Below are 25,567 nucleotides of genomic sequence, written 5' to 3' on the forward strand. Positions count from 1 at the left end.
CCACTGGAGGCCAGCGCGTATGTTGATCGCCCTCATGTTCGTCGCGCTCTTCGCCATGATCGTCCTCGGCGTGCCGATCGCCGTGGCGCTGGCCGGTTCGTCTTTGCTCTATATCTTCCTCTCCGGCATCGCGCCCGAGATCACGGTCATCCACCGCATGGTCAACGGCGTCGATTCCTTCCCGCTGCTCGCCGTGCCCTTCTTCATCATGGCCGGCAACCTGATGAACTCGGCCGGCATCACCAAGCAGATCTTCGATTTCGCCACGGCAGCCGTCGGCTGGCTGAAGGGCGGCCTCGGCCACGTCAATGTGGCGGGCTCGGTCATCTTCGCCGGCATGTCGGGTACCGCGGTGGCGGACGCCGGCGGCCTCGGCACCATCGAGATCAAGGCGATGCGCGACCATGGTTACGATGCCAAGCTCGCTGTCGGCATCACCGCCGCCTCCTCGACCATCGGACCCATCATTCCGCCGTCGCTGCCGCTCGTCATCTACGGCGTCGTGGCCAATGCCTCGATCAACGCGCTCTTCGTCGCGGGCATCCTGCCCGGCCTGCTAATGGCGCTCTTTCTCTCGGCGACGGTGGCCATATACGCCCATCGCAAGAAGATCGGCGCCGATGCCCGCTTTTCCGTGAAGCGCCTCGGCGTCACCTTCGTTGACGCCTTCCTGCCGCTGCTGACACCGGCCATCATCATCGGTGGCATGAGCTTCGGCATCTTCACGCCGACGGAAGCGGCTGTCTTCGCCTGTGCCTACGCCCTGCTGCTCTCGGTCGTCATCCACCGCGTCCTCAACCTTGCCATGGCCGCCTTCGGCCGGCCGGCAAAATATTCCGTCCTGTCGCTACGTCAGTTCGTGCGCGTGACGATGGACACCATCGAGACGACGGCGGTCGTCCTCTTCATTGTCGCCGGCGCCTCCATCTTCGGCTGGGTTCTGACCACGACGCGCACCACCGAGGCGCTCGGCGCCTGGATCCTCGCCGTCGCCAGCGATCCCGTCACCTTCCTGCTGCTGGTCAACGTCTTCCTGCTTGTCGTCGGCTGCTTCATGGAGACGATCGCGGCCATCACCATTCTGACGCCCGTGCTGCTGCCGGTGGCGCTGACGCTCGGCATCGACCCCGTGCACTTCGGCATTATCATGGTGCTCAACCTGATGATCGGCCTGCTGACGCCGCCGGTCGGCATGGTGCTCTACGTGCTCTCGCGCGTCGCCAGCATCTCCTTCGAGGACTGCGTGAAGGCGGTGGCGCCCTTCCTGATCCCGCTCTTCCTCGTCCTCGCCCTCATCACCTTCGTGCCTGCGACGACGACGTGGCTGCCTGAGGTCTTGAAGGCCCATGGGTATCTGTGATCCAACCGCAGTGACAAATTGACGGGAGAAGACCGATGCCCTCCAAGCTCGATCAGCTGCGCGCGATGACGATCGTCGTCGCCGACACGGGCGACATCGAGGCCGTGCGACGCCTCAAGCCGCAGGACTGCACGACGAACCCGACGCTGCTGCTCAAGGCCGTCGAGACTCCGGCCTATGTCCACCTGCTCGATGAAGCCATCGACTGGGGCCGCAAGCAGGCCGGCTCCGCGGAGGCCGTGACCGCTGCGATCTGCGACCGGCTTGCGGTTTCCTTCGGCACGGAGCTGACGAAGATCGTGCCCGGCCGCGTCTCCACGGAGGTGGACGCGGACCTGTCCTTCGATACGGAGGGTTCGATTGCCAAGGCGCGGGCGCTCATCGCCGCCTATGAGGCGCGCGGGGTTTCGCGCGACCGCATCCTCATCAAGGTCGCCGCGACCTGGGAGGGCATCCGCGCTGCGGAGGAGCTGCAACGCGAGGGGATCGACTGCAACCTGACGCTGCTGTTCTCGCTCGTGCAGGCGGCCGCCTGCGCCGATGCCGGCGTCTTTCTCATCTCGCCCTTCGTCGGTCGCATCCTCGACTGGCACGTCAAGGCCGGCGGCGGCCCCTACACGGCGGAGACCGATCCCGGTGTCCAGTCCGTGCGCGCCATCTACGCCTATTACAAGGCCCACGGCATCAAGACCGTTGTCATGGGCGCTTCCTTCCGCAACACGGCCGAGATCGAGGCGCTCGCCGGCTGCGACCGGCTGACCATCGGCCCCGCCCTCATGGACCAGCTCGCCGCCGACGAGGGTCCGCTGCCGCGCCGGCTCGACCCCGCCAAGGCCAGCGAGGCCCCTGCGAAGATGAGCGTGGACGAGAAGACCTTCCGCTTCCTCCTCAACGAGGACGCCATGGCCACCGAAAAGCTCTCCGAGGGCATCCGCCTCTTCGTCAAGGACCTGCGGGCCCTGCGCGGGCTCGTCGCCAAGCGCCTGGAACAGGCGAAGGCGGCGTAACGTAAAAGGCCCGGTGATGCCGGGCCTTTCTCGTTTTCCTGCTGATCACCCCTTCGCCTTGAGCGCCTTCTCGCGGATGGCCGAGAGCGTGGTCGCCGGGGTGATGACCTCCGGGTCGATGAGGCAGTGGATGATCGCCGGCTTGCCGGAGGCGAGCGCCCGCTCGAAGGCGGGGGCGAACTCTTCCGTGCGCTCCACGCGCTCGCCGTGGCCGCCGAAGGCGCGGGCGTAGGCCGCGAAATCCGGGTTCTTCAGCATCGTCCCCGAGACGCGGCCGGGATATTCCCGCTCCTGGTGCATGCGGATCGTGCCGTAGATGCCGTTGTCGACGACGATGACCACGATGGGAAGGTCGTATTGCACGGCCGTGGCGAATTCCTGTCCGTTCATCAGGAAGCAGCCGTCGCCGGCGAAGGCGACGACGGTGCGCTCCGGATGGAGCCGCTTGGCGCCGACCGCCGCCGGCACGCCATAGCCCATGGAGCCGGAGGTGGGCGCGAGCTGCGTGCCGAAGCGCCGGAAGCGGTGGAAGCGATGCAGCCAGATGGCGTAATTGCCGGCGCCGTTGCACATGATGGCGTCAGCCGGCAGCTTCTCCTCGAGGTAGGCCATCACTTCGCCCATCTGCAGGGTGCCGGGCGTGCGCACGGGCGCCGGATCGCTCCAGGCGAGATAGGCCGCGCGGGCCTCCTCACGGTTGCCGCCCCAGCCGATCGCCTTAGGCGGCTGCAGGCCTTCGAGCGCGGCCGAGAAGGCCGAGGGCGAGGCGTTGATGGCGAGCGCCGGGCGATAGACACGGCCGAGCTCGCCGGAATCCGGGTGCACATGGACGAGCGTGCAGCCCGGCTCGGGGATGCCGAAGAGCGAGTAGCTCTGGCTCGGCACCTCCGACAGCCGTCCGCCGACGAGGAGCACGGTGTCGGCCGCCTTGACCCGGGCGACGAGCGCCGGGTTGGCGCCGAAGCCGATGTCGCCGATGTAGTTCGGGTGGTCGGCGGGAAACAGCATCTGCCGGCGGAAGGAGACGGCGACCGGCAGGTCGAAGCGCTCGGCGAAGCGCACGAAGCGCTCCACCGCCTTCTCGCTCCAGCGCGTGCCGCCGAGGATGGCGAGCGGCGCCTTCGCCGCCCACAGGAGCTTCTGCAGCTCCGCCATCTGGGCGAGGGCGGGATGCGTCTCGACCGGCTCGTAGGGCAGGGCATCGGCGACCGCGGCCGACTCGACCAGCATGTCCTCCGGCAGTGCGATGACGACCGGCCCCGGCCGACCGGAGGTGGCGACGCGGAAGGCGCGCGCCACGATCTCCGGAATGCGCGCGGCATCGTCGATCTCGGTCGCCCACTTCGCCATGGTGCCGAAGACGGCGCGGTAGTCGAGCTCCTGGAAGGCCTCGCGCTCGCGCATGCCGCGCTCGATCTGGCCGACGAAGACGATGAGCGGCGTCGAATCCTGCTTGGCGATGTGGATGCCGGGCGAGGCGTTGGTGACGCCCGGCCCGCGCGTGACGAAGCAGATGCCGGGCCGGCCGGTGAGCTTGCCGTGGGCCTCGGCCATCATGGCCGCCCCGCCCTCCTGCCGGCAGACGGTGACGTCGATCGACGCATCGTGCAGCGCGTCGAGCACGGCAAGATAGCTCTCGCCCGGCACGCAGAAGGCGTGACGGACACCGTGGACGAGAAGCTGGTCGACGAGGATCTGCCCGCCGGTGCGCGCGTTCATGGCTTCATCCCTGTTGCTGGCGGGGCGCTTCTGCGCCCCAGGCCGGATCGTTTAGCACGTCGTCGGTATCGGCGCCGAGCCGCGGCGAGGGCCGCCCGGCGACCATCGGCGCCCCGTCGATGACGATGGGCGAGCGCACGGTCGGGATCGTGCCGCCCTCGGCCTCGGGGCAGGGGAGGTCCACCCGCATGCCGCGGGCGATCACCTGCGGGTCGGCGAAGACGTCCGCCACCGAGTTGATCGGCCCGGCTGGCACGCCTTCGGCTTCGAGGCGGGAAAGCAACTCGTCGCGCTTGAGGCGCCTCAGCGCGCCAGAGAGGATTGCGACGAGGGCGCCGCGGTTCTCGACCCGCGCCTTGTTGGTGGCATATTCACTCTGCTCGCCGAGCGCCGGCATGCCGATGACGTTGCAGAAGCGGCGGAACTGCCCGTCATTGCCGACGGCGACGATGACGTGTCCGTCCGCCACCTCGAAGACCTGGTAGGGCACGATGTTGGGATGGGCATTGCCGAGCCGGCGCGGCGCCTTGCCCGAGACGAGGTAGTTCATCGCCTGGTTGGCGAGCACGCCCACCTGCACGTCGAGCAGCGCCATGTCGACATGCCCGCCCTCGCCCGTCGTGTCGCGCCGGCGCAAGGCGGCGAGGATGCCGATGGTGGAATAGAGGCCGGTGAAGATGTCGGCGAAGGCGACGCCGATCTTCTGCGGCTCGCCGTCGGGCGCGCCGGTCAGGTCCATAATCCCGCCCATGCCCTGGATCATGAAGTCGTAGCCGGCCCGCTCGCGGTACGGCCCGTCCTGGCCGAAGCCGGTGACGGAGCAATAGATGAGGCGCGGGTTGACGGCCTTGAGGCTCTCGTGGTCGAGCCCGTACTTCCTGAGGCCTCCGACCTTGAAGTTCTCGATGAGGACGTCGGCCTCGGCGGCGAGGCGCCGCACGATGCCGCGCCCCTCCTCCGTCTCGAAATCGACGGCGATGGAGCGTTTGCCGCGGTTGCAGGCGTGGAAATAGGCCGCCGACAGGTCGCCGCCGTCGGCCGCCGGCACGAAGGGCGGCCCCCAGCCGCGCGTGTCGTCGCCGCTGCCCGGCCGCTCGACCTTGACGACATCGGCGCCGAGGTCGGCGAGCTGCTGGCCGATCCACGGCCCGGCGAGGATGCGGGCGAGTTCCAGAACCTTGAGGCCCTGAAGGGGGAGGATGGTCATGTGTCGGACCCTTCTCTGGCGTCGCGGCTCTCGAGGGCGCGCGGCACTGATCCCTCCCCTTGAGGGGAGGGATCAACGTTCCCGGTCACCGCCTCGTCATCCCCGCCCACGGCCAGCTCCATTCGCTCGCGCTTCGATCCCCTTCGGGGGAGGGTGGATCAGCCCGCAGGACCGAGACGGGTAGGGATCCTCTGCCGCTCGGCGTCCACCTTAGAAGAACGCCTGGATGCCCGTCTGCGCCCGGCCGAGGATGAGGGCGTGCACGTCGTGGGTGCCCTCGTAGGTGTTGACCGTCTCGAGGTTCTGGGCGTGGCGCATCACGTGGTATTCTTCCTGGATGCCGTTGCCGCCGTGCATGTCGCGCGCCATGCGGGCGATGTCGAGCGCCTTGCCGCAGTTGTTGCGCTTGACGATGGAGATCATCTCCGGCGCCATCCGGCCCTCGTCGAAGAGGCGGCCGACGCGCAGGGACCCCTGCAGGCCGAGCGCGATCTCCGTTTGCATGTCGGCGAGCTTCTTCTGGATGAGCTGCGTGGCGGCGAGCGGCCGGCCGAACTGCTTGCGGTCGAGCGTGTACTGCCGGGCGCGGTGCCAGCAGTCCTCCGCCGCGCCCATGGCACCCCAGGAGATGCCGTAGCGGGCGCGGTTGAGGCAGCCGAAGGGCCCGGCGAGGCCCGAGACGTTCGGCAGCAGCGCCTCTTCGCCGACCTCGACATTGTCCATGACGATCTCGCCGGTGATGGAGGCGCGCAGCGAGAGCTTGCCGCCGATCTTCGGCGCCGAGAGGCCCTTGAGGCCCTTGTCGAGCACGAAGCCGCGGATCTTGTTGTCATGGGCGGCGGACTTCGCCCAGACCACGAAGACGTCGGCGATGGGCGAGTTGGAGATCCACATCTTCGAGCCGATGAGGCGGTAGCCGCCGTCGATCTTCTCGGCGCGGGTCTTCATGCCGCCGGGGTCGGAGCCGGCGTCGGGCTCCGTGAGGCCGAAGCAGCCGACCCATTCGCCGGAAGCGAGCTTCGGCAGGTACTTGCGCTTCTGCTCCTCGCTGCCGTAGGCGTTGATCGGATGCATGACGAGCGACGACTGCACGCTCATCATCGAGCGGTAGCCGGAATCGACGCGCTCCACCTCTCGCGCCACGAGGCCGTAGGCCACGTAGCTTGCGCCCGCGCCGCCGAATTCCTCCGGGATGGTAACGCCGAGAAGGCCGAGCTCCCCCATCTCGTTGAAGATGGCCCGGTCCGTCTTCTCGTGGGCATAGGCCTCAAGCACGCGCGGCTGCAGCTTCTCCTGTGCATAGGCACGGGCCGTGTCGCGGATCATCCGCTCGTCGTCAGTCAGCTGGTCGTCGAGCAGGAAGGGATCGGCCCAGTTGAAGGAGCCCACTGTATCCTTGGCCATCTGCGTTTCGTCCTCGGCAGGTCTGTTCAGTATCTGATGCGGCCCTTCGCGCTCCCTCCCGGCGGGAGGGAGAAGATTGCGCCCAGTCGCTCACGCGTCCACGTCGAAGGTCACGCCCTGCGCCAGCGGCAGGGCCGTGCCGTAGTTGATGGTGTTGGTGGCGCGGCGCATGTAGGCTTTCCAGGCGTCGGAGCCCGCCTCGCGGCCGCCGCCCGTCTCCTTCTCGCCGCCGAAGGCACCGCCGATCTCCGCGCCGGAGGGGCCGATATTGACGTTGGCGATGCCGCAGTCGGAGCCTTCCGCCGAGACAAAACGCTCGGCCTCGCGCATGTCGAGCGTGAAGATGGAGGAGGAGAGACCGGCGCCGACGCTGTTGTGCAGGGCGATCGCCTCTTCGAACGTGTCGTATTTCACCACGTAGAGGATGGGCGCGAAGGTTTCGCGTAGCATCGGGCCGCTCTGGCCCGGCATCTCGACGAGGGCCGGGCGGGCGTAATAGGCCTCTTCGCCGCCGATGCCGGCGACGCGCCCGCCGCCGTGCACCGTGGCGCCGAGGCTCTTCGCCTCGGCGAGCGCCTTCTCCATGCCGTCGAAGGCGGCCTTGTCGATGAGCGGGCCGACGAGCGTGCCCTTCACGCGCGGATCGCCGATGGCGACGTTGCCGTAGACCTTGGCGAGCCGCGGCACCAGCTTGTCATAGACGCTGCTGTGCACGATGAGCCGGCGCAGCGTCGTGCAGCGCTGGCCCGCCGTGCCCATGGCGGCGAAGGCGATCGCTCTCAGTGCAATGTCGAGGACGGCCGAGGGGGCGACGACGGCGGCGTTGTTGCCGCCGAGCTCCAGGATGGCGCGGGCGAAGCGCTCGGCGAGCTTCGGGCCGACCTTGCGGCCCATGGCGGTGGAGCCGGTGGCCGAGACGAGCGGCACACGCTCGTCGGCGACCAGGGCCTCACCCGCCTCGCGGCCGCCGATGATGAGTTCGAAAAGCCCCTCCGGCACGCCGCCGAAGCGCTTGGCGGCCCGTTCTGTGATGGCGGTCACGGCGAGCGCGGCGAGCGGTGTCTTCTCGGACGGCTTCCAGATCACCGGGTCGCCGCAGATGAAAGCGAGCGCGGCATTCCACGACCAGACGGCGACGGGGAAGTTGAAGGCGGTGATGACGCCGACGGGGCCGAGCGGATGCCAGGTCTCCATCATGCGGTGGTGCGGCCGCTCGGTGGCGATGGTGAGGCCGTAGAGCTGGCGCGAGAGGCCGACGGCGAAATCGCAGATGTCGATCATCTCCTGCACCTCGCCGAGGCCTTCGGAGACGATCTTGCCCGCTTCCAGCGTCACCAGAAGGCCGAGGTCCTCCTTGGCGGCGCGCAGCTCCTCGCCGAGGAGGCGAACGAACTCGCCGCGCCGCGGCGCCGGAACCCTGCGCCATTCGGCGAAGGCCTTTTCGGCGCGGTCGACGGCCGCGCGGGTCTCGGCGGCGCCGGCCTCCCGGATGTGGGCGATGATTTCGCCGGTGACGGGCGAGCGGGCGGCGAGGCCCGTCGAAGCGAAGGCGGTGTCGGACACGCCGAGGCGCTTCAGAATGGCGAGCGCTTCCTCGCGGGCGGAAGCGGCGGCGGTGTGAACGGTCATGTCTCTTCCCGGAGCGTTGTGCGGCCCCTGCCTCAATCCGGTGAGGCGGCCGCCGTCTGATGCATCGCGGATGCGGGTCTCGTCGTCGCGACAGGATGGCGGTTTCATGTCCGCGTTTCAAACGATATGTTCTCACGAGTTCATGAAGAAACGGAATGAATGATGCGCGACGTTCAACAGCGCCTCGCTCTGCCTTCGCTGACGGCGCTCGCCGCTTTCGAGGCGGCGGCGCGGCACCTGTCCTTCACCAAGGCGGCTGAGGAGCTCAACCTGACGCAGGGTGCCGTCAGCCGACAGGTGGCGGCGGTGGAGGCACAGCTCGGCCTGAAGCTTTTCGAGCGGGTGCGCCAGCGCGTGGTGCTGACAGCGGCCGGCAGCGCCTATGCCGGGGAGGTGCGCGAAGCGCTGGCGCGGCTCACCGCCGCGACGGTCAATGCCATGGCCTTCCGCGGGGCGGGCGGCATCCTCGATCTCGCCATTCTGCCGACCTTCGGCACGCGCTGGCTGATCCCGCGGCTGCCCGGCTTTTTCCAGCGCCATCCGGGCGTCACCATCAACTTCGCCACGCGCATCCTGCCCTTTGACTTCGCGCGCGAAGGGTTCGACGCGGCGATCCATTTCGGCGAGGCGGTATGGCCCGGCGCGCGCATGCACCGGCTGATGGGCGAAGTGATCGTGCCGGTGGCGAGCCCGGCGCTCGTCGCCCGCCACGAACTCGCCGAGGTGGCGGACGTTCTCACTGTTCCATTGCTGCAACAGGCGACGCGGCCACGTGCCTGGGGCCTGTGGCTTGCAGCCCAGGGGCTCTCGGCCGACAGGGCGGTCATGGGCCCGCGTTTCGAGCAGTTCGCCATGGTGGCGCAGGCGGCCGTCGCCGGCCTCGGCCTCGCCATCGTGCCGCGCTTCCTCGTCGAGGACGAATTGCGCGCCGGCGCCCTCGTCGTGCCCTTCGAGCGGCCGATCACGAGCGAGGAGGCCTATTATCTCGTCTATCCGGAGGAGAAGGCCGACCGCCCGGCGCTTGCCGCCTTTCGCGACTGGCTTCTGGCGGAGTGCGGGACGGAAACGGCCGGACGGACGGAGTGAGGGATATTGCCCTGTGCAGCTGCGACAGCCGCAGCCCATGGACAAGCCACGTCGCATGCGGCAATCATGCGGGCTGCTCATGAAGCAGCCACCCGCAACGCTTCGCCTCCGCTCATTTCGGCGCTGCCAGGATCATGTCCCAGACCCCCAATCGTTCCACCCCAGAGACCGCCGACGTCGTCATCGTCGGCGGCGCGGCGATGGGCTCCTCCGTCGCCTTCCATCTCCTGTCCGATCCCGCCTTTTCCGGTCGCGTGCTCGTGATCGAGAAGGATCCGACCTATGCGCGCTCGGCATCGGCGCTGTCGGCGGCCTCCATCCGTCAGCAGTTCTCGAGCCCGGTCAACATCCGCATCTCGCTCTACGGCGTCGCCTTTCTGCGCGACATAGGCGCGCGCCTTGCCGTCGGCGACGAGCGGCCGGTGATTGATTTCATCGAGGGCGGCTATCTCTATCTTGCGGCGACGCCCGAAGGGGCCGAGACGCTCGCCTGCAACCACGCGGTGCAGGAAGCCGAGGGCGCCGACATCGTCCTGTTCGATGCCGCTGGGCTCAAGGACCGATTCCCGTGGCTCGTCACGGACGATCTCCTTGCAGGGGCCTGGGGGCGCAGCGGCGAGGGTTGGTTCGACGGTTGGGGCCTGCTGCAGGCCTTCCGCAAGAAGGCGCGGGCGCTCGGGGCCGAGTATCGTACCGGCGAGGTCGCCCGTCTCGAGCGGCAGGGTAGCCGCATCGTCGCGGTGCACCTTGCGGACGGTAGCCGCATCGCCTGCGGCGCGGTCGTCAATTGCGCCGGCTCGGATGGGCGGCGCATCGCTGCGAGCGCCGGCATCGACATCCCCGTGTACCCGAGGAAGCGCTATGTCTTCAGCTTCACCTGCAAGGGGCCGGTCGACAACTGCCCGCTGATGATCGACACCTCCGGCGCCTACGTGCGGCCCGAGGGGCACCGCGGCGCCGACGGGCAGATGTTCATCTGCGGCATCTCGCCAGAGCCCGAGGCCGATCCCGAGTGGGACGGCGATGCGGAGACGGTCGACTGGTCGCTGTTTGAGGAGGTGATCTGGCCGGCGCTCGCCATGCGCGTGCCCGCCTTCGAGCACATCCGTCCCGGCCGGGCCTGGTCCGGTCCCTACGACATGAACCTGCTCGATCACAACGCCATCGTCGGCCGCGCCGGCGAGGTCGAGAACCTCTTCCTCGCCAACGGCTTCTCGGGGCACGGCCTGCAGCAGTCGCCTGCCGTGGGCCGCGGCATCGCCGAGGAGATCGTGCACGGGCGCTTCGTGACGCTCGATCTCGCCGATCTCGGCTACGGCCGCATCCTCGCGGAGCGGCCGCTGCGCGAGGCGAACGTCATCTGAGGCCGATCAGACCGGCGCGTGCTGGGTGCCGAAGCCGACGGCGATGCGGTTCCAGAAATTGATCATGGCAAGGAGCGCCGTCAGCGCCACGACCTCCTTTTCGGAGAAATGATCGTCGAGGGCGGTTGCGGCCTGGACGAGGGCGTCATGGTCGTCCATGCGCGTCATTGCTTCCGCATAGGCGAGGGCGGCGCGCTCGCGCGCATCGAAGGCGGGCGATTCCCGCCATGTCGGCAGGAGATACAGCCGCTCCGGCTTCTCGCCGTATTTCTTCACCGCATCGCCGCCGTGCATGTGCACGCAATAGGCGCAGCCGTTGATCTGCGAGGCGCGCGTCTTGACGAGCTCGACGAGCGTCATGTCGAGGCCGAGCCCCTCGATGTCGCTGTTGAGTCGACGCGCCGTGCCGAAGACATCGGGGATGATACCGTAGGCGTTGATGGTCCTCATCGTCATGTACTCCTCTGCGCGGCCGAGCGAGGCCGCATGCCTCCAAGACGCAGCACGGCACGCCTTGTGACAGGGGACCGCAAAAAACGTCGGCTCAGCTTTCGGTGGGGATGCGGACGAGCTTGTCCGGGTTGAGCACGAAATAGACGGCCGTGATCCGCTCGCCGTCGCTCGCCGCCATTACGATCCGCACCGGGCGTTCCCCATCGTAGGTGACGAAGCCCGCTTCGCCGGCAAAGCGCGCCGGCCGCTCGATGCGGCCACGGCCGAGCTTGCGGGCGACGCCCAGCACCAGCCGCACGATCCGCCCCGCGCCGCGCACGATGTTGCGGGCGGCGAGCACCTTGCCGCCGCCGTCCGTCGTGATGGTCGCTTCCGGCGCCAGCAGGCGGATGAGGCGATCGGCATCCCCGGCGGCGAGCGCGAGGCGGAACTCTTCCATGAGGGTTTCATGCCGCCGACGGCGTGCCAGAGCATCCCCCGGCGCTGCCGGGATCTGCCCGTCGCCGAGTCGTCGCCGCGCCCGGGCGACGATCTGCCGGCAGGCCGCCTCGCTGCGGCCGAGCACTTCGGCGAGGCGGGCATAGGGCATGTCGATGAGCGCGCGCAGCACGAAGGCGCAGCGCTCCACCGGGCCGAGGCGCTCCATTAGCACGAGGACGGCATAGGGCAGGTCGCCGGCGAAGGCGTCGCCGTCGTCGGGTCCCGTCCAGGGCTCGGGCAGCCAAGGCCCGTCATAGGCGGCGCGCTCGCGCCGTGCGGCCCGCAGCCGGTCGATGGCGAGCCGGCTCGTCACCGTGACGAGCCAGGCCTGCGGACTGTCGATTGTTCCGCCGGCGGCATGGAAACGAAGGAAGGCATCCTGCACCACGTCCTCGGCATCGCTCATCGTGCCGAGCATGCGATGGGCGATGGCAAGGAGCCGCGGCCGCACGGCGAGGAACGCGGCCGCTCCATCGTCTGCGATGGCATCGCCGGCGGCGTTCCCGGAGGCTGGCGGTCGGCGGTGCTGGTTCACGTCCGGTTCCGGTCCGCGGGGCGGCTCAGAGGAGGCCGCGCTTGGCGAGGTTGCGCATCAGCTGCCCGGTGCCGAAGGTCCACGGTGCGCAGTCCTGGCTGTGGCGCATGCGGTTGACGAGGCTGCCAAGCTGCGGGGCGGCGATGGTGACGACGTCGCCCACCTTGTGGGTAAAGCCCTTGCCCGGCGCATCGCGGTCCTCGACCGGCGCGAAAAGCGTGCCGAGGAAGAGCACCGCCCCGTCCGGATACTGGTGATGCCTGCCGATCATCTGAGCCGCGAGGTCGGCCGGGTCTCGGCTGATCTTCTCGATGGTGGAGAAGCCCTCCATGCGGAAGCCATCCTCGCCCTCGACGGTCAGCGTCACGTGCATGCGGCGCACGTCGTCGAGCGAGAAGCCGTCGTCGAAGAAGCGCAGGAAGGGGCCGACCGCACAGCTCGCGTTGTTGTCCTTCGCCTTGCCGAGGAGCAGGGCCGAGCGGCCCTCGACGTCGCGCAGGTTGACATCGTTGCCGAGGGTGGCGCCGACGATGCGCCCGTCCGAGGCGACGACCAGCACCACCTCGGGCTCGGGATTGTTCCAGGTGGAGATGGCGTGGATGCCGGCATCCGCTCCCGTGCCGACGCTCGACATGGGCTGGGCCTTGGTGAAGATCTCGGCATCCGGCCCGATGCCAACCTCTAGATACTGGCTCCAGGCGCCCTGGGCCACGAGCACCTCCTTGAGGCGCATGGCCGCGGGCGAGCCGGGCCTGAGGCGGGCGAGGTCATCGCCGACGAGGCGGTTGATCTCCTCGCGGATGGCCGCCGCGGCGTCCGCATTGCCGCGCGCGCGCTCCTCGATGACGCGCTCCAGCATGGAGACGGCGAAGGTCACGCCCGCCGCCTTCACCGCCTGCAGGTCAATGGGCGCGAGGAGGTAGGGCCGGGTGGAATCACGCGTCGCCTCCACGGAATTGGCGAGGATGGCCTCGAGCGGACCCAATGATTCGCCCTTGGCGTCGCGCAGGGCGGCCGCAGGTGCGGAAGTTTCGCATAGGTCGCGCATCGTCGCGAAAGCGCGGCTGATATCGAAAACCTCGCCATCGCGGACGGTCACCACCGAAGGGCCGGCAACATCGGGCCGGAAGACGCGGCCGGCCAAGGCGGCCCTCGCAAAATCGGTCGGCAGGGTGGTGGCTGTGGAAAGGGTCAGGCCCCCCATGGATGCGCTCCTCGCTGAAGACTCAAATTTCGTTTCGCTTGCGTTTGTCGTCGATTATTCATTGAACTGTCATGTCATTGTCATGCTATGCTCGCTAGCAACGAAGAGAAGGGTCCCCGAGGGGGGCTCCGGGAGATGGGGAGGCTATCATGGCATCTCGTATTGTAACCATGGCAAGTGCGGCGGCTTTCATCGCCGCGGCAGGACCGGCTGCTGCCCAGACTGAAATCCAGTGGTGGCATGCCATGTCGGGCGCGCTCGGCGAGAAGCTCGAGAAGATCGCCAGCGACTTCAACGCCTCGCAGAGCGAGTACAAGGTTGTCCCGGTCTTCAAGGGCAGCTATCCGGAGACCATGACGGGCGCCATCGCTGCCTTCCGCGCCAAGCAGCACCCGACGATCGTGCAGGTCTTCGAGGTCGGCACGGCGACCATGATGGCGGCCAAGGGCGCCGTCTATCCCGTCTACAAGCTGATGGCCGACGAGAACGAGCCGTTCGATCCCAAGGCCTACCTGCCGGCGGTGACGGGCTACTACAGCGACACGCAGGGCAACATGCTGTCGTTCCCGTTCAATTCATCGACGCCGATCCTCTATTACAACAAGGATCACTTCAAGAAGGCCGGCCTTGACGAGAACACCCCGCCCAAGACCTGGCCGGAGGTGGAGGAGTTCGCCAAGAAGCTGCAGGCGGCGGGCATCGCGTGCGGCTTCACCACCCAGTGGCCGTCCTGGGTCCATGTCGAGAACTTCTCGGCCATGCACAACATCCCGCTGTCGACCGAGGCCAACGGCTTCGGCGGCCTCGGCACCGAGCTCAAGATCAACAACCCGACGCTCGAGAAGCACTGGACGGCGCTGGTCGACTGGCAGAAGTCGAAGATCTTCGACTACGGTGGCCGCCAGGGCAAGTCGGATCCCAAGTTCCTCTCCGGCGAATGCGCCATGACCTTCGCCTCCTCGGCGGCGCGCGCCAACATCATGGCCAATGCCAAGTTCGGCGTCGGCTACGGCATGCAGCCCTACTGGCCGGACGTGCAGGGCGCCCCGCAGAACTCCATCATCGGCGGCGCGACGCTCTGGGTCCTCGCCGGTCGTCCGAAGGAGGAATACAAGGGCGCGGCGAAGTTCTTCGCCTATCTGTCGAAGCCCGAGGTGCAAGCCTGGTGGCACCAGCAGACCGGCTACCTGCCGATCACCAAGGCCGCCTACGAGCTGTCGCAGAAAGAAGGTTTCTATGAAAAGAACCCGGGTTCCGACATCTCGATCAAGCAGATGAACCTCAACCCGCCGACCGACAACTCCAAGGGCCTGCGTCTCGGCAACTTCGTCCAGATCCGCGACATGATCGAGGAGGAACTGGAGAACGCGCTAACCGGCAAGAAGTCGGCGAAGGACGCGCTCGACGCGGCGGCGAAGCGCGGCAACGAGCTGCTCCGCCAGTTCGAGAAGTCCAACTCCTGAATAATGTAATGTAGAATGGCGGCGCCCGGACTGCATCGGGCGCCGCCCTGTTCCTTCTGGGGGGCCGATGCAGGCAAAACGGGTCACCTTCGGCGGCGGCATCGTGCCTTATCTGCTGCTTGCGCCGCAGCTTGCCATCACCATCATCTTCTTCCTGTGGCCCGCTGGCCAGGCGCTCTACACCTCGCTCTTTGCCGAAGACGCCTTCGGCCTGTCGCGCCAGTTCGTCGGCCTCGCCAATTTCGTCGCCCTGTTCGAGGATCCGAGCTACCGGTCGAGCTTCGCCATCACTGTGGTCTTCTCCGCGTCGGTCGCGGCCATCTCGCTCGGTCTCGGGCTCCTCTTCGCGCTCGCCGCTGACAAGGTGGGGCGCAAGGCGATGGTCTACCAGACGCTGCTCATCTGGCCCTATGCCGTGGCCCCGGCGGTCGCTGCCATCCTGTGGTGGTTCATGTTCGATCCGTCGGTCGGCGTGGTGGCGCGTGGTCTGCGGGCCATCGGCATCTACTGGAACCACCACCTCAACGGCACCGATGCGCTCATCATGGTCATTCTCGCCGCCTCGTGGAAGCAGGTGAGCTACAACTTCCTATTCTTCCTCGCCGGACTGCAGGCCATTCCGCGCACGCTTGTGGAGGCGGCGGCGCTCGACGGGGCGGGCCCCTGGCTGCGTTTCCGCAAGATCGTCTGGCCGCTGCTCGCGCCGACGACCTTCTTCCTGCTTGTCGTCAACATCGTCTACGCCTTCTTCGACACCTTCGGCATTATCCACGCGACGACCGGCGGCGGGCCCGGCCAGTCCACCACCATCCTCGTGTACAAGGTGTTCAAAGACGGCTTCGAATCGCTCAATCTCGGCGCTTCCGCCGCTCAGTCGGTGGTGCTGCTCGTCATCGTCATCGGCCTGACGGCGCTGCAGTTCCGCCATATCGAGCGCAAGGTCCATTACTGAGGGGGCGGGGACATGGTCGAATCCGGCCGCAAGCTGACTTTCGCCGCCCATGCGGCGCTCATCCTCGGCGTTGCCGCCATGGTGCTGCCGGTGTGGCTCGCCTTCGTGGCGTCCACCCATCCCGGCACGGACTTCCTCACTGGCCGCATCGGCTTTCTGCCGGGTGCGGCCCTCATCGCCAACTACAAGGAGGCGCTGTTTACCGGCTCCAGCGTCTCCGGCTTTCCGCCCGTCGGGCCGATGCTGTGGAACAGCTTCGTCATGGCCATGGCGATCGCCATCGGCAAGATCGCCATCTCGCTGCTGTCGGCCTTCGCCATCTGCTATTTCCGCTTCCCCTTCCGGGTCACGGCTTTCTGGCTCATCTTCATCACGCTGATGTTGCCGGTCGAGGTGCGCATCCTGCCGACCTTCGAGGTCGTGGCCAATCTCGGCATGCTCAACAGCTATTCGGGCCTCGCCATTCCGTTGATCGCCTCGGCGACGGCGACGTTCCTGTTCCGTCAGGTCTTCATGACTATACCAGACGAATTGACGGAAGCGGCGCGCATCGACGGGGCGGGGCCGCTACGCTTCTTCTGGTCCATCCTGATGCCGCTGTCGCGCACCAATATTGCCGCGCTTTTCGTCATCCTCTTCATCTACGGCTGGAACCAGTATCTGTGGCCGCTGCTCGTCACCACGGATCAGAGCTATTACACCATCGTCATGGGCATCCAGCGCCTCGCGGCCGCGGCGGCCGAGGCCGATCCCGTATGGCACCTCGTCATGACGACGACCATCCTCGCCATGCTGCCTCCCGTCGTGGTGGTCATTGCGATGCAGCGCCTCTTCGTGAAGGGGCTGGTCGAGACGGAGAAGTAGGCGGCGGCCCCGGCGGCGGGGTGCCGGCACGCGCCCCTCCCGACCGACCGCACGACCGTGGGCCATGAAAACGCGGATGGCCGGCTTGTGCATTGCGTGGATGCGAAGAGCGCGTAATCCGCACCGCTCGTCATGGCCGGGCTTGTCCCGGCCATCGACGCGTTTGGCGTTGCTCGCACTTTCAAGGTGCGGATGCCCGCAACAAGCGCGGCCATGACGACGGGACCGATGACAGACCGCTGACGAAGCACCTTTATGCGTTTCTAGCCGGACAGGGCGGCAGGTCCCAGCCGTTCCCTGCCCTCACCCGTTGTGCTCGGCAAAAGCCTTGATGGCGTCCACAAGGACGCGCACGGCGACATCCGCGTCGTCGACGGTGATCGACTCAGCCGGATTGTGACTGATGCCGCCTTTGCAGCGCACGAAGACCATTGCCGAAGGGCACAGGCGCGCCATGGCCATGGCGTCGTGGCCGGCACCCGACGGCAGGTGCCGCGCGCCGATGCCCTGGCCCGTGACGGCCGTCTCCAGCGCGCGCATCAGGCCGGCGTCCATGGCGGTGGCAGGGGCGTCGAAATAGAGGTCGAGATCGAGCGCCACATGGCGCCGGGCGGCGATGTCGCGCATCTCGGCCACCATTTCCTCGACAATGGCGTGGCGCACGGGATCGTCCGGCGCGCGCACGTCGAGCATGAAGTCGACGCGGCCGGGAATGACGTTGGAGGCGTTGGGCGCCACCTTGGCCATGCCGATCGTCGCGACGGTCGAGGGATCACGGGCGCCGATGCGTTCGACGGCGAGGTTCATCTCGCTCAGCGCGGCGAAGGCATCGCGCCGCAGCGCCATCGGCACGGTGCCGGCGTGGCCGGCCTCGCCCGTCACCACGCCGCGCGCCCGGGTGATGCCGTTGATCGCGCTGACGATGCCGACCGGCAGGTTCTCGCGCTCCAGCACCGGTCCCTGCTCGATGTGGAATTCGATGTAGCCCTTGACGGAGCTCGGATCGCGGCCGAGCTGCGTCACGGCCTCGGGGTCGCCGCCGAAGGCGAGCAGGGCCTCGCGCAGGCTCATCCCGTCGTAGTCCCTGCCATCGAGCCAGGCTCGGTCGTAGGTGCCCGCGATCGCCTGCGAGGTCGAGAGATTGGTGGGGAAGCGGACGTTCTCCTCGTCGCCGAAGGCCAGCACTTCGATGGCAAAGGGCATGCGCTCCCCGCGCCGGGCGAGCTCCTCGACGGCGACGATGCCAGCCAGCACCCCGAGCATGCCGTCATAGCTGCCGGCATCGACCACGGTGTCGATGTGCGAACCGACGAGGAGCGCGGGCGCGCCCGGCTCGATCCCCTCGTAGCGGCCGACGACAGTGCCGGCGGCGTCGATATGCGCGCTCATGCCCGCCGCCTCCATCATGCGCATCACCGCTTCGGCGGCGGCGCGATGGGCCGGCGACAGGTAGAGGCGCCTCAGGCGCCCCGGCTCGTCGGTATATTGATTGAGATCGGCGGCGAGCGTCATCAGGCGCTCGCCGAGCACGGTGGTGGGCAGGGGCGGCATGGCGATCATGGGGGTCAAGCTAGCGGGCCACGCCATGCCGCTCAAGCGCCATCAATAGATCAATAGGTGGCGCGCCCGCCGGACAGATCGAAGACGGCGCCCGTGGTGAAGCTGTTGTCCTCCGAGGCGAGGAAGGCCACCATGCTTGCTACTTCCTCCACCTCGACGAAGCGTCCGCGCGGGATCTTCGACAGCATGTATTCAATGAACTCCTCGCTCACCTGCTCGAGGATTCGCGTCTTGGCGGTGGCCGGCGTGATGCAGTTGACGGCGATGTTGCGGTCGGCGAGCTCCTTGCCGAGCGACTTGGTGAAGCCGATGACAGCGGCCTTGGACGCCGAATAGGCCGAGGCATTGGGATTGCCCTCCTTGCCGGCAATCGAGGCGACCAGCACGATGCGGCCGTAGTTGCGCGCGCGCATGCCGGGCACCAGCGCGCGGCAGCAATGGAAGGTGCCGTCGACATTGATCCGCTGCACGCGCGCCCATTCCTCGAGCGGGTATTCCCAGGCCTTGAAGGTTGGCCCGGCGATGCCGGCGCTGTTGACGAGGATGTCGACGGCCCCATGCGCCGCCTCCGCCGCCCTGGCGGCAGCCTCGACAGCGGCATAGTCGGTGATGTCGACGGCGCGGGCCGAGACGTCCGCGCCCATCTCCTTGGCTGTCGCTTCGGCCAGCGCGCCGTCACGGTCCCACAACTCGACGTGTTTCGCGCCGGAGGCCTTGAAGCGCTCGGCCACGGCTCGGCCGATGCCCTGGGCACCGCCCGTGACGACTGCCACACGCCCCTTCAAATCGATTTGATTCATGCGTTTCCTTCCCGGTTGTCACGTTTCAGCGCGAGATCAGAGCGAGGCGGTGACGCCGCCGTCGACATAGAGCACGTGGCCAGTCACGAAGTCCGAGGCCGGCGCGGAGAGATAGATGGCGGCGCCGGCGAGTTCGTCCACCTCGCCCCAGCGGCCGAGCGGCGTGCGCTTGGTCAGCCAGGCGGTGAAGTCGGCGTTCTCGACGAGGGCGCTGTTCATCTCGGTGGCGAAAAAGCCGGGGCCGATGCCGTTGACGCGGATGCCGTGGCGGCCCCAGTCCGCCGCCATGCCCTTGGTCAGCATCTTCACCGCGCCCTTGCTCGCGGCATAGGGCGCGATGGTCGGACGCGCGAGCTCGCTGATGACGGAGCAGATGTTGATGATCTTGCCGTAGCCGCGCGGGATCATGTGCCGCGCCGCCGCCTGGCCGACGTAATAGACGCTGTCGAGATTGGTGTGGATGATCTGGTGCCAGTCCTCGTCGGCGAAATCCTCCAGCGGGGCGCGGCGCTGGATGCCGGCGTTGTTGACGAGGATGGTGAGCGGCCCGACCTCATGCTCGATGCGGGCGACGCCCTCGCGCGCCGCCGTGGCGTCGGTCACGTCGAACGGCATCGCCACCGCCTCGCCACCCGCCGCGCGGATGAGCCCGGCCGCCTTGTCGAGCTTGGCCGCGTCACGGCCGTTGAGGACGACGCGCGCGCCCGCCGCGGCAAGGCCGCGGGCGATGGCGAGCCCGATGCCCTGGCCCGAGCCCGTGACGAGGGCCGTCCGGCCCGACAGATCGAAGATCGATAGTGTCATCCCACCTCCCCCGTCAGTGGCATCCGCCGCCGTGCGCCGGATGCTCGTTGAGGGCATGTGACGACGCGGGGGCGGCCAGCGTCAAGCCGCGGGCGAGCCGGGTTGGCATGTCCGCGACGCAGGGCGGCCTCAGGCGTGGACCCCGAGCTTCTTCTGCAGGCTGGTGGAGGAGGTCGTGTACTGGAAGACCAGGCGCTTGTCCGGATAGACGTAGTGGAACACGCGCTGGGCGGCGAGCGCCCCCTCGTGGAAGCCGGAGAGGATGAGCTTCAGCTTGCCCGGATAGCTGTTGATGTCGCCGATGGCGAAGATGCCGGGCACGCTCGTCTCGAACTTCTCGGTATCGACCGGGACGAGGTTCTCGTGGAGGTTGAGGCCCCAATCGGCGATGGGGCCGAGCTTCATGGTGAGTCCGAAGAAGGGCAGCAGCACGTCGCAGGCGATGGTGAAGGTCGACCCGTCGTCGCGGCGCACCACGGCCCCCTCCAGCACCGGTGCCTTGCCCTCGAGCTTGACCACCTGGCCGAGGTGGAAGTCCATCGCTCCCGCGGCGACGAGGGCGCGCATCTTGTTGACGGTATCGGGCGCCGCGCGGAAGGCGTCGCGCCGGTGCAGCAGCGTCAGGCGCTTCGCCAGCGGTGCGAGGTTCACCGTCCAGTCGAGGGCCGAATCGCCGCCGCCGACGATGAGGATGCGCTTGTGGCGGAAGGGCTCCATCTGCCGCACGGCATAGAACACGCTGGAGCCCTCGAAGCCCTCGATGCCGGGGATCGGCGGCTTCTTGGGCTGGAACGAGCCGCCCCCGGCCGCGATGATGATGGCCTTCGTGACGAATTCGGTGCCCGCGTCGGTCCTGAGGCGGAAGAGCGGCGCCTCGGCTGTGCCGAGGCTCTCGACCGTCTCCACCATCTCCGAGAGATGGAAGGTCGGGTGGAAGGGCTCGATCTGCGCCATGAGATTGTCGACGAGCCCCTGGCCGGTGACCATGGGGAAGCCGGGAATGTCGTAGATCGGCTTCTCCGGGTAGAGTTCCGCGCACTGGCCGCCGACCTTCGGCAGGATGTCGATGACATGGGCCCGGATGTCGAGGAGGCCGAGCTCGAAGACGGCGAAGAGCCCGACGGGCCCGGCGCCGACGATGACGACATCGGTTTCTATACGGTCGCTCATGGACGTAAGATGCCTCCGCTCCACGCGCGGCTTCGCGCAATCAGCCAGTTTTGCCACTAATGCCCCCTCGCGGGGGCGGGGATCAACACGTATCGGGAGAGACGCATGGTGGCCATCGAACGCACGGCGACGCGCATTACGGGATTTGCCAATCCCGAACTCGATTTCCAGCTGATGCGCATGCTGGGCGCCGCCAGCTATGGCGGCGGCGCGCCGGGGGAGATCTTCGCCGCCCGGGCCGGGCTCGACGAAACGCCGCGCGAATGGCCGCGCCGTTTCGCCGATCTCGCCGCCGGCATCGAGCGCATGGCCGATGTCGCGCTCGGCCGTGGCCACCGCGTCAGCGCGCGCGAGCATTATGGCCGGGCCTCGATGTACTACCGGTCGGCCGAATATTTCTGCGACCCTTTCGTCGGCGAGGCGCTGCAGTACGGGCTCGCCAGCCAGCGCTGCTTCGCCGCGGCGATGCCCCTCTTCGCCGACAACGTCATCGCCATCGACATCCCTTTCGGCGACGTGCTGCTGCCCGGCTATTTCTGTGCGCCGGCGGGCGGTGCCGTCGACGGGCGCACGCTCGTCGCCATCACTGGCTTCGACGGCACAAACGAGGAAATGTTCTTTTCGGCGGCCCGTGCCGGCCTGGAGCGCGGCTTCAACGTGCTGCTCGCCCAGGGGCCGGGGCAGGTCTCGGCCATGCGCCGCTACCCGGACCTCGTCTTCCGGCCGGACTACGAGGCGCCGCTCGCCGCCGTCATCGACGCGGCGCTGGCGCGGCCGGATATCAACGGCGACAGGCTCGGGCTCTATGGCGTGAGCTTCGGCGGCTATTTCGCGACGCGCGCCGCCATCCACGATCCCCGGCTCAAGGCCCTCGTCCTCAACTCGCCCATCGTCGATCTCAAGGCCTATCTCCTCGGCTTCATGCCGCCCGGCGCGGAGGAGATGGAGGACCTGCCGCTCGCCTATGTGGACGAGATCCCGGACGAGATGATGCCGGTGACGATGAAGCTCTCCTTCAAATCCGCCTGCCGCCGCTACGGAGTCGACGGCACGCATGCCTGGCTGAAGCGCCTCGCCGACTTCCGTGCTGAGGAGGGGCTCGAGCGCATTGCCTGCCCGACGCTCGCCGTCGTCGGCGAAGGGGAGGGCGAGGAGGCGCTGCGCCAGCTCGACGTCTTTGCTTCGCGGGCCGGCGGCCGCGTGACGCGCTACGTCTTCACCCGCGCCGAGGGGGCGGACATGCATTGCCAAGTCGGCAACCTGCCGCTCGGCCTCGCCGTCGTCTACGACTGGCTGGAGGAGGTGCTGTAGGGCCTAACCCACCGGCATGACGAGCCGCGCCACCGCTTCGCGCCAGCCGGCGAGCTTGGCTTTGCGCAGCGGTTCGCTCATGGCGGGCGCGAAGCGCCGCTCCACCCGCCACAAGTCCGCGAACTGTGCCGGGGCGGGAAAGACGCCGGCGGCGAGGCCGGCGAGATAGGCGGCGCCGAGCGCCGTCGTTTCCTTCACCACCGGCCGATCGACAGGGGCGGCGAGCAGGTCGGCGAGGCGCTGCATCGTCCAGTCCGACGCCACCATGCCGCCGTCGACCCGGAGCACCGTCTCGGCGCCGTCCGCCTGCGGCCAGTCAGCGCGCATGGCGGCGAGGAGATCGGCGGTCTGGTAGCAGACACTCTCCAGCGCCGCGCGGGCGAGTTCGGCTGGGCCGGTGCCGCGCGTCAGGCCGAAGAGGGCGCCGCGCACGTCCGGGTTCCAGTAGGGCGCGCCGAGGCCGACGAAGGCAGGCACGAGATAGACCTGCTGCGTCGGGTCGGCATCCTCGGCGAGCTGTCCGGTCGCGGCGGCGTCGGTGATGATGCCGAGCCCGTCGCGCAGCCATTGCACCGCCGCCCCGGCGACGAAGATGGAGCCCTCGAGCGCATAGGTGCGCTGGCCGTCGAGCTGATAGGCGATGGTGGTGAGCAGCTTGGTTCTGGAAGCGACCGGGGCATCACCCGTGTTGACGAGCGCGAAGCATCCCGTGCCGTAGGTCGATTTCACCATGCCGGGCGTGAAACAGGCCTGACCGACGGTTGCCGCCTGCTGGTCGCCGGCGATGCCGCAGATGCTGATCGGCGCGCCGAAGAGCGCGGCATCGCTCTCGCCGAACCTGCCCGAGCAGTCCCGCACTTCTGGCAGCATGGAGCGGGGCACGCCGAGAAGGCGCATGAGATCCTCGTCCCACTCCCCCTTGTGGATGTCGAAGAGGAGCGTGCGTGCTGCGTTGGTCGCATCAGTCGCATGGACCTTTCCGCCGGTGAGGCGCCACAGGAGGAAGCTGTCGACAGTGCCGAAGGCGAGCTCGCCGCGCTCCGCCCGCGCGCGCGCGCCGGGTACGTTGTCGAGGATCCAGGCGATCTTGGAGCCGGAGAAATAGGGATCGAGGATGAGGCCGGTGCGCGCCGTGAACAGCGACTCGTGCCCCTCGTCCTTCAGCCGGGCGCAGAGCGGCGCCGTGCGCCGGTCCTGCCAGACGATGGCGCGGTGGATGGCCCGGCCGCTCGCCCGGTCCCAGACCACCGTCGTCTCGCGCTGGTTGGTGATGCCGATGGCGGCGACATCGCGCGCCGCGGCGCCGGCCTTGTCGAGCGCCTCGCGGCAGGTCGCGAGCGTCGTCTCCCACAGGTCCTCCGGCTCGTGCTCCACCCAGCCCGAGGCCGGGAAATGCTGCGGGAACTCGCGTTGCGCCACGGCCGCGATGGAGGTGTCGGGCCGGAAGAGGATGGCTCGCGAGGAGGTGGTGCCCTGGTCGATGGCGAGAACGTAGGTGGCCAAGGAATGTTCCCTCCGGTTCGGCTTCTTGCGGTTCGGCTTCCTGTTGTGGCCGACGCTAGCGGATGCGCATCGCCCGCACCAGAACCGCTCCGATCCTGATCGGAGCGGGCTGCAGCCGCTCAGGCCGCTTGCCTGAGCCGCGCGGCCATGAAATCGTCGAGCGCGGCCGCCTCCTCCCGGGTCAGGCGCAGACCGAGCTTGGAGCGGCGCCACAGGACGTCCTCGGCTGTCATCGCCCATTCCTCGCGCATGAGATAGTCCACCTCGCGCTCGCTGAGACCGGCGCCGAACTGGCGGCCGAGGTCTGCCATGGCGCGGGCCCCCTCGAGGATGGCGAAGGCCCGCGTGCCGTAAGCTCGAGCAAGGCGCGCCGCGATGCCACCGCCGAGATAGGGATGCTCGCCCGCGATGCGGCGGGTCAGCGCGTCGTAGCCGTCATGCGGGAAATCTCCGCCCGGCAGCGGCGCACCCGCCGTCCACCCGGCCTTGGCCCGCGCCGCCTCGGGCAGTTGCGGCGCAAGCTTGTCGAGCACGGCCTCGGCGAGCCGGCGGTAGGTGGTGATCTTGCCGCCGAAGACGGAGAGGAGGAAGGGTTCGTTTCCCTCGCCCTCGCGCTTGAGTACGTAGTCGCGCGTCGCCTCCTGAGCCTTGGAGGCGCCGTCGTCGTAGAGCGGTCGCACGCCCGAATAGGTCCACACCACGTCCTCGCGCCGCACGGGTTTGGCGAAATATTCGCTCGCGGCGGCACAGAGATAGCCGATCTCCTCCTCGCTCGCCCTGACGGCGGCGGGGTCGCCGCGATAGTCGCGATCCGTCGTACCGATGAGCGTGAAGTCGTGCTCGTAAGGGATGGCGAAGACGATGCGGCCGTCGCTGTTCTGAAAAATGTAGCAGCGGTCGTGATCGAAGAGCTTCGGCAGGACGATGTGGCTGCCCTGCACGAGGCGTACGCCCGCCGGGGCCTTCTCGCGCACGATGCCGGCCAGCACGTCGGCCACCCAGGGGCCGGCGGCATTGACCAGCATGCGGGCCTTCGCCGTCATCCGGGCGCCGTCGCTGCGCCGCTCGGCGGTGACGAGCCAATGGTCGGTGCGCCGCTCGGCGCCGATGACGCGCGTGCGCGGGTGGATGGCGGCGCCGCGCTCGGCCGCGTCGCGGGCATTGAGCACGACGAGGCGCGCGTCCTCCACCCAGCAGTCGGAATATTCGAAGGCGGTGGCATAGCCGCCCTTGAGCGGCCGGCCGGCCGGATCGTGGCGCAGGTCGAGGCGGCGCGTCGCCGGCAGCAGCTTGCGGCCGCCGATATGGTCGTAGAGGAAGAGGCCGAGGCGCAGCATCCAGGCGGGGCGCAGCCCGGCATGGTGCGGCAGCACGAAGCGCAGCGGCCGGATGATGTGGGGCGCGAGCTTCCACAGCACCTCGCGCTCCATCAGCGCCTCGCGCACCAGGCGGAACTCGTAATATTCGAGATAGCGCAGGCCGCCGTGAATGAGCTTGGTGGAAGCGGAGGAGGTGGCGCTGGCAAGGTCGTTCTGCTCGAAGAGGATGGTCGAAAGCCCCCGCCCGGCCGCATCGCGCGCGATGCCGCAGCCGTTGACGCCCCCTCCGATGATGGCGAGGTCGAAGACCTTCTCTTGCACGCCTTGGCTCCGTTCGCTTGCCCTGATCGCGCGGCCACCAGCCGCGCTCGTT

General features: G+C 68.2%; 21 protein-coding genes. 8 read left to right on the top strand and 13 right to left on the bottom strand.

Annotated features, from left to right (window positions below):
- The first annotated feature begins 25 nt into the window (after nucleotides 1-25).
- Nucleotides 26-1,360, top strand: a complete 1,335-nt coding sequence (locus tag BOQ54_RS01210; protein ID WP_425349137.1) for a TRAP transporter large permease — start codon at nucleotides 26-28, stop codon at nucleotides 1,358-1,360.
- A gap of 35 nt (nucleotides 1,361-1,395) precedes the next feature.
- A complete protein-coding gene (gene tal / locus BOQ54_RS01215) occupies nucleotides 1,396-2,367 on the top strand; it encodes a transaldolase (RefSeq protein ID WP_071923092.1) in 972 nt (323 codons plus the stop codon).
- Between the two features lie 45 nt (nucleotides 2,368-2,412).
- Here tal and BOQ54_RS01220 read toward each other — a convergent pair whose 3' ends face one another.
- The 4 genes from BOQ54_RS01220 to amaB all read right to left on the bottom strand — a co-directional run bounded on the left by BOQ54_RS01220 (nucleotide 2,413) and on the right by amaB (nucleotide 8,326).
- Nucleotides 2,413-4,086, bottom strand: a complete 1,674-nt coding sequence (locus tag BOQ54_RS01220) for a thiamine pyrophosphate-binding protein (protein ID WP_071923093.1) — start codon at nucleotides 4,084-4,086, stop codon at nucleotides 2,413-2,415.
- 4 nt (nucleotides 4,087-4,090) lie between these two features.
- On the bottom strand, nucleotides 4,091-5,293 hold the full coding sequence (locus tag BOQ54_RS01225) for a CaiB/BaiF CoA transferase family protein (protein WP_055459573.1): 1,203 nt from the start codon (nucleotides 5,291-5,293) through the stop codon (nucleotides 4,091-4,093).
- 210 nt (nucleotides 5,294-5,503) lie between these two features.
- Nucleotides 5,504-6,697: an acyl-CoA dehydrogenase gene (locus tag BOQ54_RS01230; protein WP_071923094.1), complete on the bottom strand. Its 1,194-nt coding sequence runs from the start codon at nucleotides 6,695-6,697 to the stop codon at nucleotides 5,504-5,506.
- Nucleotides 6,698-6,787: 90 nt separating this feature from the next.
- On the bottom strand, nucleotides 6,788-8,326 hold the full coding sequence (gene amaB / locus BOQ54_RS01235; protein ID WP_071923095.1) for an L-piperidine-6-carboxylate dehydrogenase: 1,539 nt from the start codon (nucleotides 8,324-8,326) through the stop codon (nucleotides 6,788-6,790).
- Between the two features lie 162 nt (nucleotides 8,327-8,488).
- Here amaB and BOQ54_RS01240 point away from each other — a divergent pair, with 162 nt between their 5' ends.
- Both BOQ54_RS01240 and BOQ54_RS01245 read left to right on the top strand, forming a co-directional pair.
- Complete coding sequence (locus tag BOQ54_RS01240) at nucleotides 8,489-9,412, top strand: LysR family transcriptional regulator (protein WP_055459655.1); 924 nt, start codon at nucleotides 8,489-8,491, stop codon at nucleotides 9,410-9,412.
- Nucleotides 9,413-9,546: 134 nt separating this feature from the next.
- The gene (locus BOQ54_RS01245) at nucleotides 9,547-10,776 is read left to right on the top strand and encodes an NAD(P)/FAD-dependent oxidoreductase (RefSeq protein ID WP_071923096.1); all 1,230 of its coding nucleotides are present in this window, start codon (nucleotides 9,547-9,549) and stop codon (nucleotides 10,774-10,776) included.
- A 6-nt stretch (nucleotides 10,777-10,782) separates the two neighbouring features.
- Here BOQ54_RS01245 and BOQ54_RS01250 read toward each other — a convergent pair whose 3' ends face one another.
- The 3 genes from BOQ54_RS01250 to BOQ54_RS01260 form a co-directional block, all read right to left on the bottom strand.
- Nucleotides 10,783-11,232, bottom strand: a complete 450-nt coding sequence (locus BOQ54_RS01250) for a carboxymuconolactone decarboxylase family protein (protein WP_063186873.1) — start codon at nucleotides 11,230-11,232, stop codon at nucleotides 10,783-10,785.
- Nucleotides 11,233-11,320: 88 nt separating this feature from the next.
- The gene (locus tag BOQ54_RS01255; RefSeq protein WP_071923097.1) at nucleotides 11,321-12,244 is read right to left on the bottom strand and encodes a sigma factor; all 924 of its coding nucleotides are present in this window, start codon (nucleotides 12,242-12,244) and stop codon (nucleotides 11,321-11,323) included.
- Between the two features lie 25 nt (nucleotides 12,245-12,269).
- Nucleotides 12,270-13,448 carry a fumarylacetoacetate hydrolase family protein gene (locus BOQ54_RS01260; RefSeq protein ID WP_055459577.1) on the bottom strand — a complete coding sequence of 393 codons (1,179 nt, stop codon included), beginning with the start codon at nucleotides 13,446-13,448 and terminating at the stop codon, nucleotides 12,270-12,272.
- Nucleotides 13,449-13,597: 149 nt separating this feature from the next.
- Here BOQ54_RS01260 and ugpB point away from each other — a divergent pair, with 149 nt between their 5' ends.
- From ugpB to ugpE, 3 genes are all read left to right on the top strand, one after another.
- Nucleotides 13,598-14,911 carry a sn-glycerol-3-phosphate ABC transporter substrate-binding protein UgpB gene (gene ugpB / locus BOQ54_RS01265; protein ID WP_245280538.1) on the top strand — a complete coding sequence of 438 codons (1,314 nt, stop codon included), beginning with the start codon at nucleotides 13,598-13,600 and terminating at the stop codon, nucleotides 14,909-14,911.
- A 67-nt stretch (nucleotides 14,912-14,978) separates the two neighbouring features.
- Entirely contained in the window at nucleotides 14,979-15,863 is an 885-nt protein-coding gene (ugpA, locus tag BOQ54_RS01270) for a sn-glycerol-3-phosphate ABC transporter permease UgpA (RefSeq protein ID WP_055459579.1), read from the top strand.
- A gap of 12 nt (nucleotides 15,864-15,875) precedes the next feature.
- Nucleotides 15,876-16,727: a sn-glycerol-3-phosphate ABC transporter permease UgpE gene (gene ugpE, locus BOQ54_RS01275; RefSeq protein ID WP_055459580.1), complete on the top strand. Its 852-nt coding sequence runs from the start codon at nucleotides 15,876-15,878 to the stop codon at nucleotides 16,725-16,727.
- A gap of 303 nt (nucleotides 16,728-17,030) precedes the next feature.
- Here the strand turns inward: ugpE and BOQ54_RS01280 are convergent, their stop codons facing one another.
- The 4 genes from BOQ54_RS01280 to BOQ54_RS01295 all read right to left on the bottom strand — a co-directional run bounded on the left by BOQ54_RS01280 (nucleotide 17,031) and on the right by BOQ54_RS01295 (nucleotide 21,061).
- Nucleotides 17,031-18,287 (bottom strand): allantoate amidohydrolase, encoded by a 1,257-nt coding sequence (locus BOQ54_RS01280; RefSeq protein ID WP_071923098.1) that lies wholly within the window; start codon nucleotides 18,285-18,287, stop codon nucleotides 17,031-17,033.
- A 50-nt stretch (nucleotides 18,288-18,337) separates the two neighbouring features.
- A complete protein-coding gene (locus BOQ54_RS01285) occupies nucleotides 18,338-19,087 on the bottom strand; it encodes an SDR family NAD(P)-dependent oxidoreductase (protein WP_055459582.1) in 750 nt (249 codons plus the stop codon).
- Between the two features lie 36 nt (nucleotides 19,088-19,123).
- Complete coding sequence (locus BOQ54_RS01290; protein ID WP_055459583.1) at nucleotides 19,124-19,891, bottom strand: glucose 1-dehydrogenase; 768 nt, start codon at nucleotides 19,889-19,891, stop codon at nucleotides 19,124-19,126.
- 129 nt (nucleotides 19,892-20,020) lie between these two features.
- Complete coding sequence (locus tag BOQ54_RS01295) at nucleotides 20,021-21,061, bottom strand: NAD(P)/FAD-dependent oxidoreductase (protein ID WP_071923099.1); 1,041 nt, start codon at nucleotides 21,059-21,061, stop codon at nucleotides 20,021-20,023.
- Nucleotides 21,062-21,166: 105 nt separating this feature from the next.
- On the opposite strand from BOQ54_RS01295, the gene BOQ54_RS01300 reads away from it, so the two are divergent.
- Nucleotides 21,167-22,372: an alpha/beta hydrolase family protein gene (locus BOQ54_RS01300; RefSeq protein WP_055459585.1), complete on the top strand. Its 1,206-nt coding sequence runs from the start codon at nucleotides 21,167-21,169 to the stop codon at nucleotides 22,370-22,372.
- Nucleotides 22,373-22,375: 3 nt separating this feature from the next.
- Here the strand turns inward: BOQ54_RS01300 and glpK are convergent, their stop codons facing one another.
- Both glpK and glpD read right to left on the bottom strand, forming a co-directional pair.
- Complete coding sequence (gene glpK, locus BOQ54_RS01305) at nucleotides 22,376-23,875, bottom strand: glycerol kinase GlpK (RefSeq protein ID WP_071923100.1); 1,500 nt, start codon at nucleotides 23,873-23,875, stop codon at nucleotides 22,376-22,378.
- Between the two features lie 119 nt (nucleotides 23,876-23,994).
- Nucleotides 23,995-25,515 (bottom strand): glycerol-3-phosphate dehydrogenase, encoded by a 1,521-nt coding sequence (gene glpD / locus BOQ54_RS01310; protein ID WP_071923101.1) that lies wholly within the window; start codon nucleotides 25,513-25,515, stop codon nucleotides 23,995-23,997.
- Between the last annotated feature and the right edge of the window lie 52 nt (nucleotides 25,516-25,567).

It is taken from the genome of Chelatococcus daeguensis (genome assembly GCF_001887265.1).
Taxonomy (GTDB): Bacteria; Pseudomonadota; Alphaproteobacteria; order Rhizobiales; family Beijerinckiaceae; genus Chelatococcus_A; species Chelatococcus_A sambhunathii.

What these genes read in the sequence shown, in the direction of transcription:
- BOQ54_RS01230 (WP_071923094.1), bottom strand. Translation starts at nt 6,697, where the DNA reads ATGGCCAAGGATACAGTGGGCTCCTTCAACTGGGCCGATCCCTTCCTG.
- BOQ54_RS01260 (WP_055459577.1), bottom strand. Translation starts at nt 13,448, where the DNA reads ATGGGGGGCCTGACCCTTTCCACAGCCACCACCCTGCCGACCGATTTT.
- ugpB (WP_245280538.1), top strand. Translation starts at nt 13,598, where the DNA reads ATGGCATCTCGTATTGTAACCATGGCAAGTGCGGCGGCTTTCATCGCC.
- BOQ54_RS01220 (WP_071923093.1), bottom strand. Translation starts at nt 4,086, where the DNA reads ATGAACGCGCGCACCGGCGGGCAGATCCTCGTCGACCAGCTTCTCGTC.
- BOQ54_RS01250 (WP_063186873.1), bottom strand. Translation starts at nt 11,232, where the DNA reads ATGACGATGAGGACCATCAACGCCTACGGTATCATCCCCGATGTCTTC.
- BOQ54_RS01300 (WP_055459585.1), top strand. Translation starts at nt 21,167, where the DNA reads ATGGTGGCCATCGAACGCACGGCGACGCGCATTACGGGATTTGCCAAT.
- BOQ54_RS01240 (WP_055459655.1), top strand. Translation starts at nt 8,489, where the DNA reads ATGCGCGACGTTCAACAGCGCCTCGCTCTGCCTTCGCTGACGGCGCTC.
- BOQ54_RS01285 (WP_055459582.1), bottom strand. Translation starts at nt 19,087, where the DNA reads ATGAATCAAATCGATTTGAAGGGGCGTGTGGCAGTCGTCACGGGCGGT.
- ugpE (WP_055459580.1), top strand. Translation starts at nt 15,876, where the DNA reads ATGGTCGAATCCGGCCGCAAGCTGACTTTCGCCGCCCATGCGGCGCTC.
- BOQ54_RS01225 (WP_055459573.1), bottom strand. Translation starts at nt 5,293, where the DNA reads ATGACCATCCTCCCCCTTCAGGGCCTCAAGGTTCTGGAACTCGCCCGC.
- amaB (WP_071923095.1), bottom strand. Translation starts at nt 8,326, where the DNA reads ATGACCGTTCACACCGCCGCCGCTTCCGCCCGCGAGGAAGCGCTCGCC.
- BOQ54_RS01280 (WP_071923098.1), bottom strand. Translation starts at nt 18,287, where the DNA reads ATGATCGCCATGCCGCCCCTGCCCACCACCGTGCTCGGCGAGCGCCTG.
- tal (WP_071923092.1), top strand. Translation starts at nt 1,396, where the DNA reads ATGCCCTCCAAGCTCGATCAGCTGCGCGCGATGACGATCGTCGTCGCC.
- ugpA (WP_055459579.1), top strand. Translation starts at nt 14,979, where the DNA reads ATGCAGGCAAAACGGGTCACCTTCGGCGGCGGCATCGTGCCTTATCTG.
- BOQ54_RS01245 (WP_071923096.1), top strand. Translation starts at nt 9,547, where the DNA reads ATGTCCCAGACCCCCAATCGTTCCACCCCAGAGACCGCCGACGTCGTC.
- BOQ54_RS01290 (WP_055459583.1), bottom strand. Translation starts at nt 19,891, where the DNA reads ATGACACTATCGATCTTCGATCTGTCGGGCCGGACGGCCCTCGTCACG.
- BOQ54_RS01295 (WP_071923099.1), bottom strand. Translation starts at nt 21,061, where the DNA reads ATGAGCGACCGTATAGAAACCGATGTCGTCATCGTCGGCGCCGGGCCC.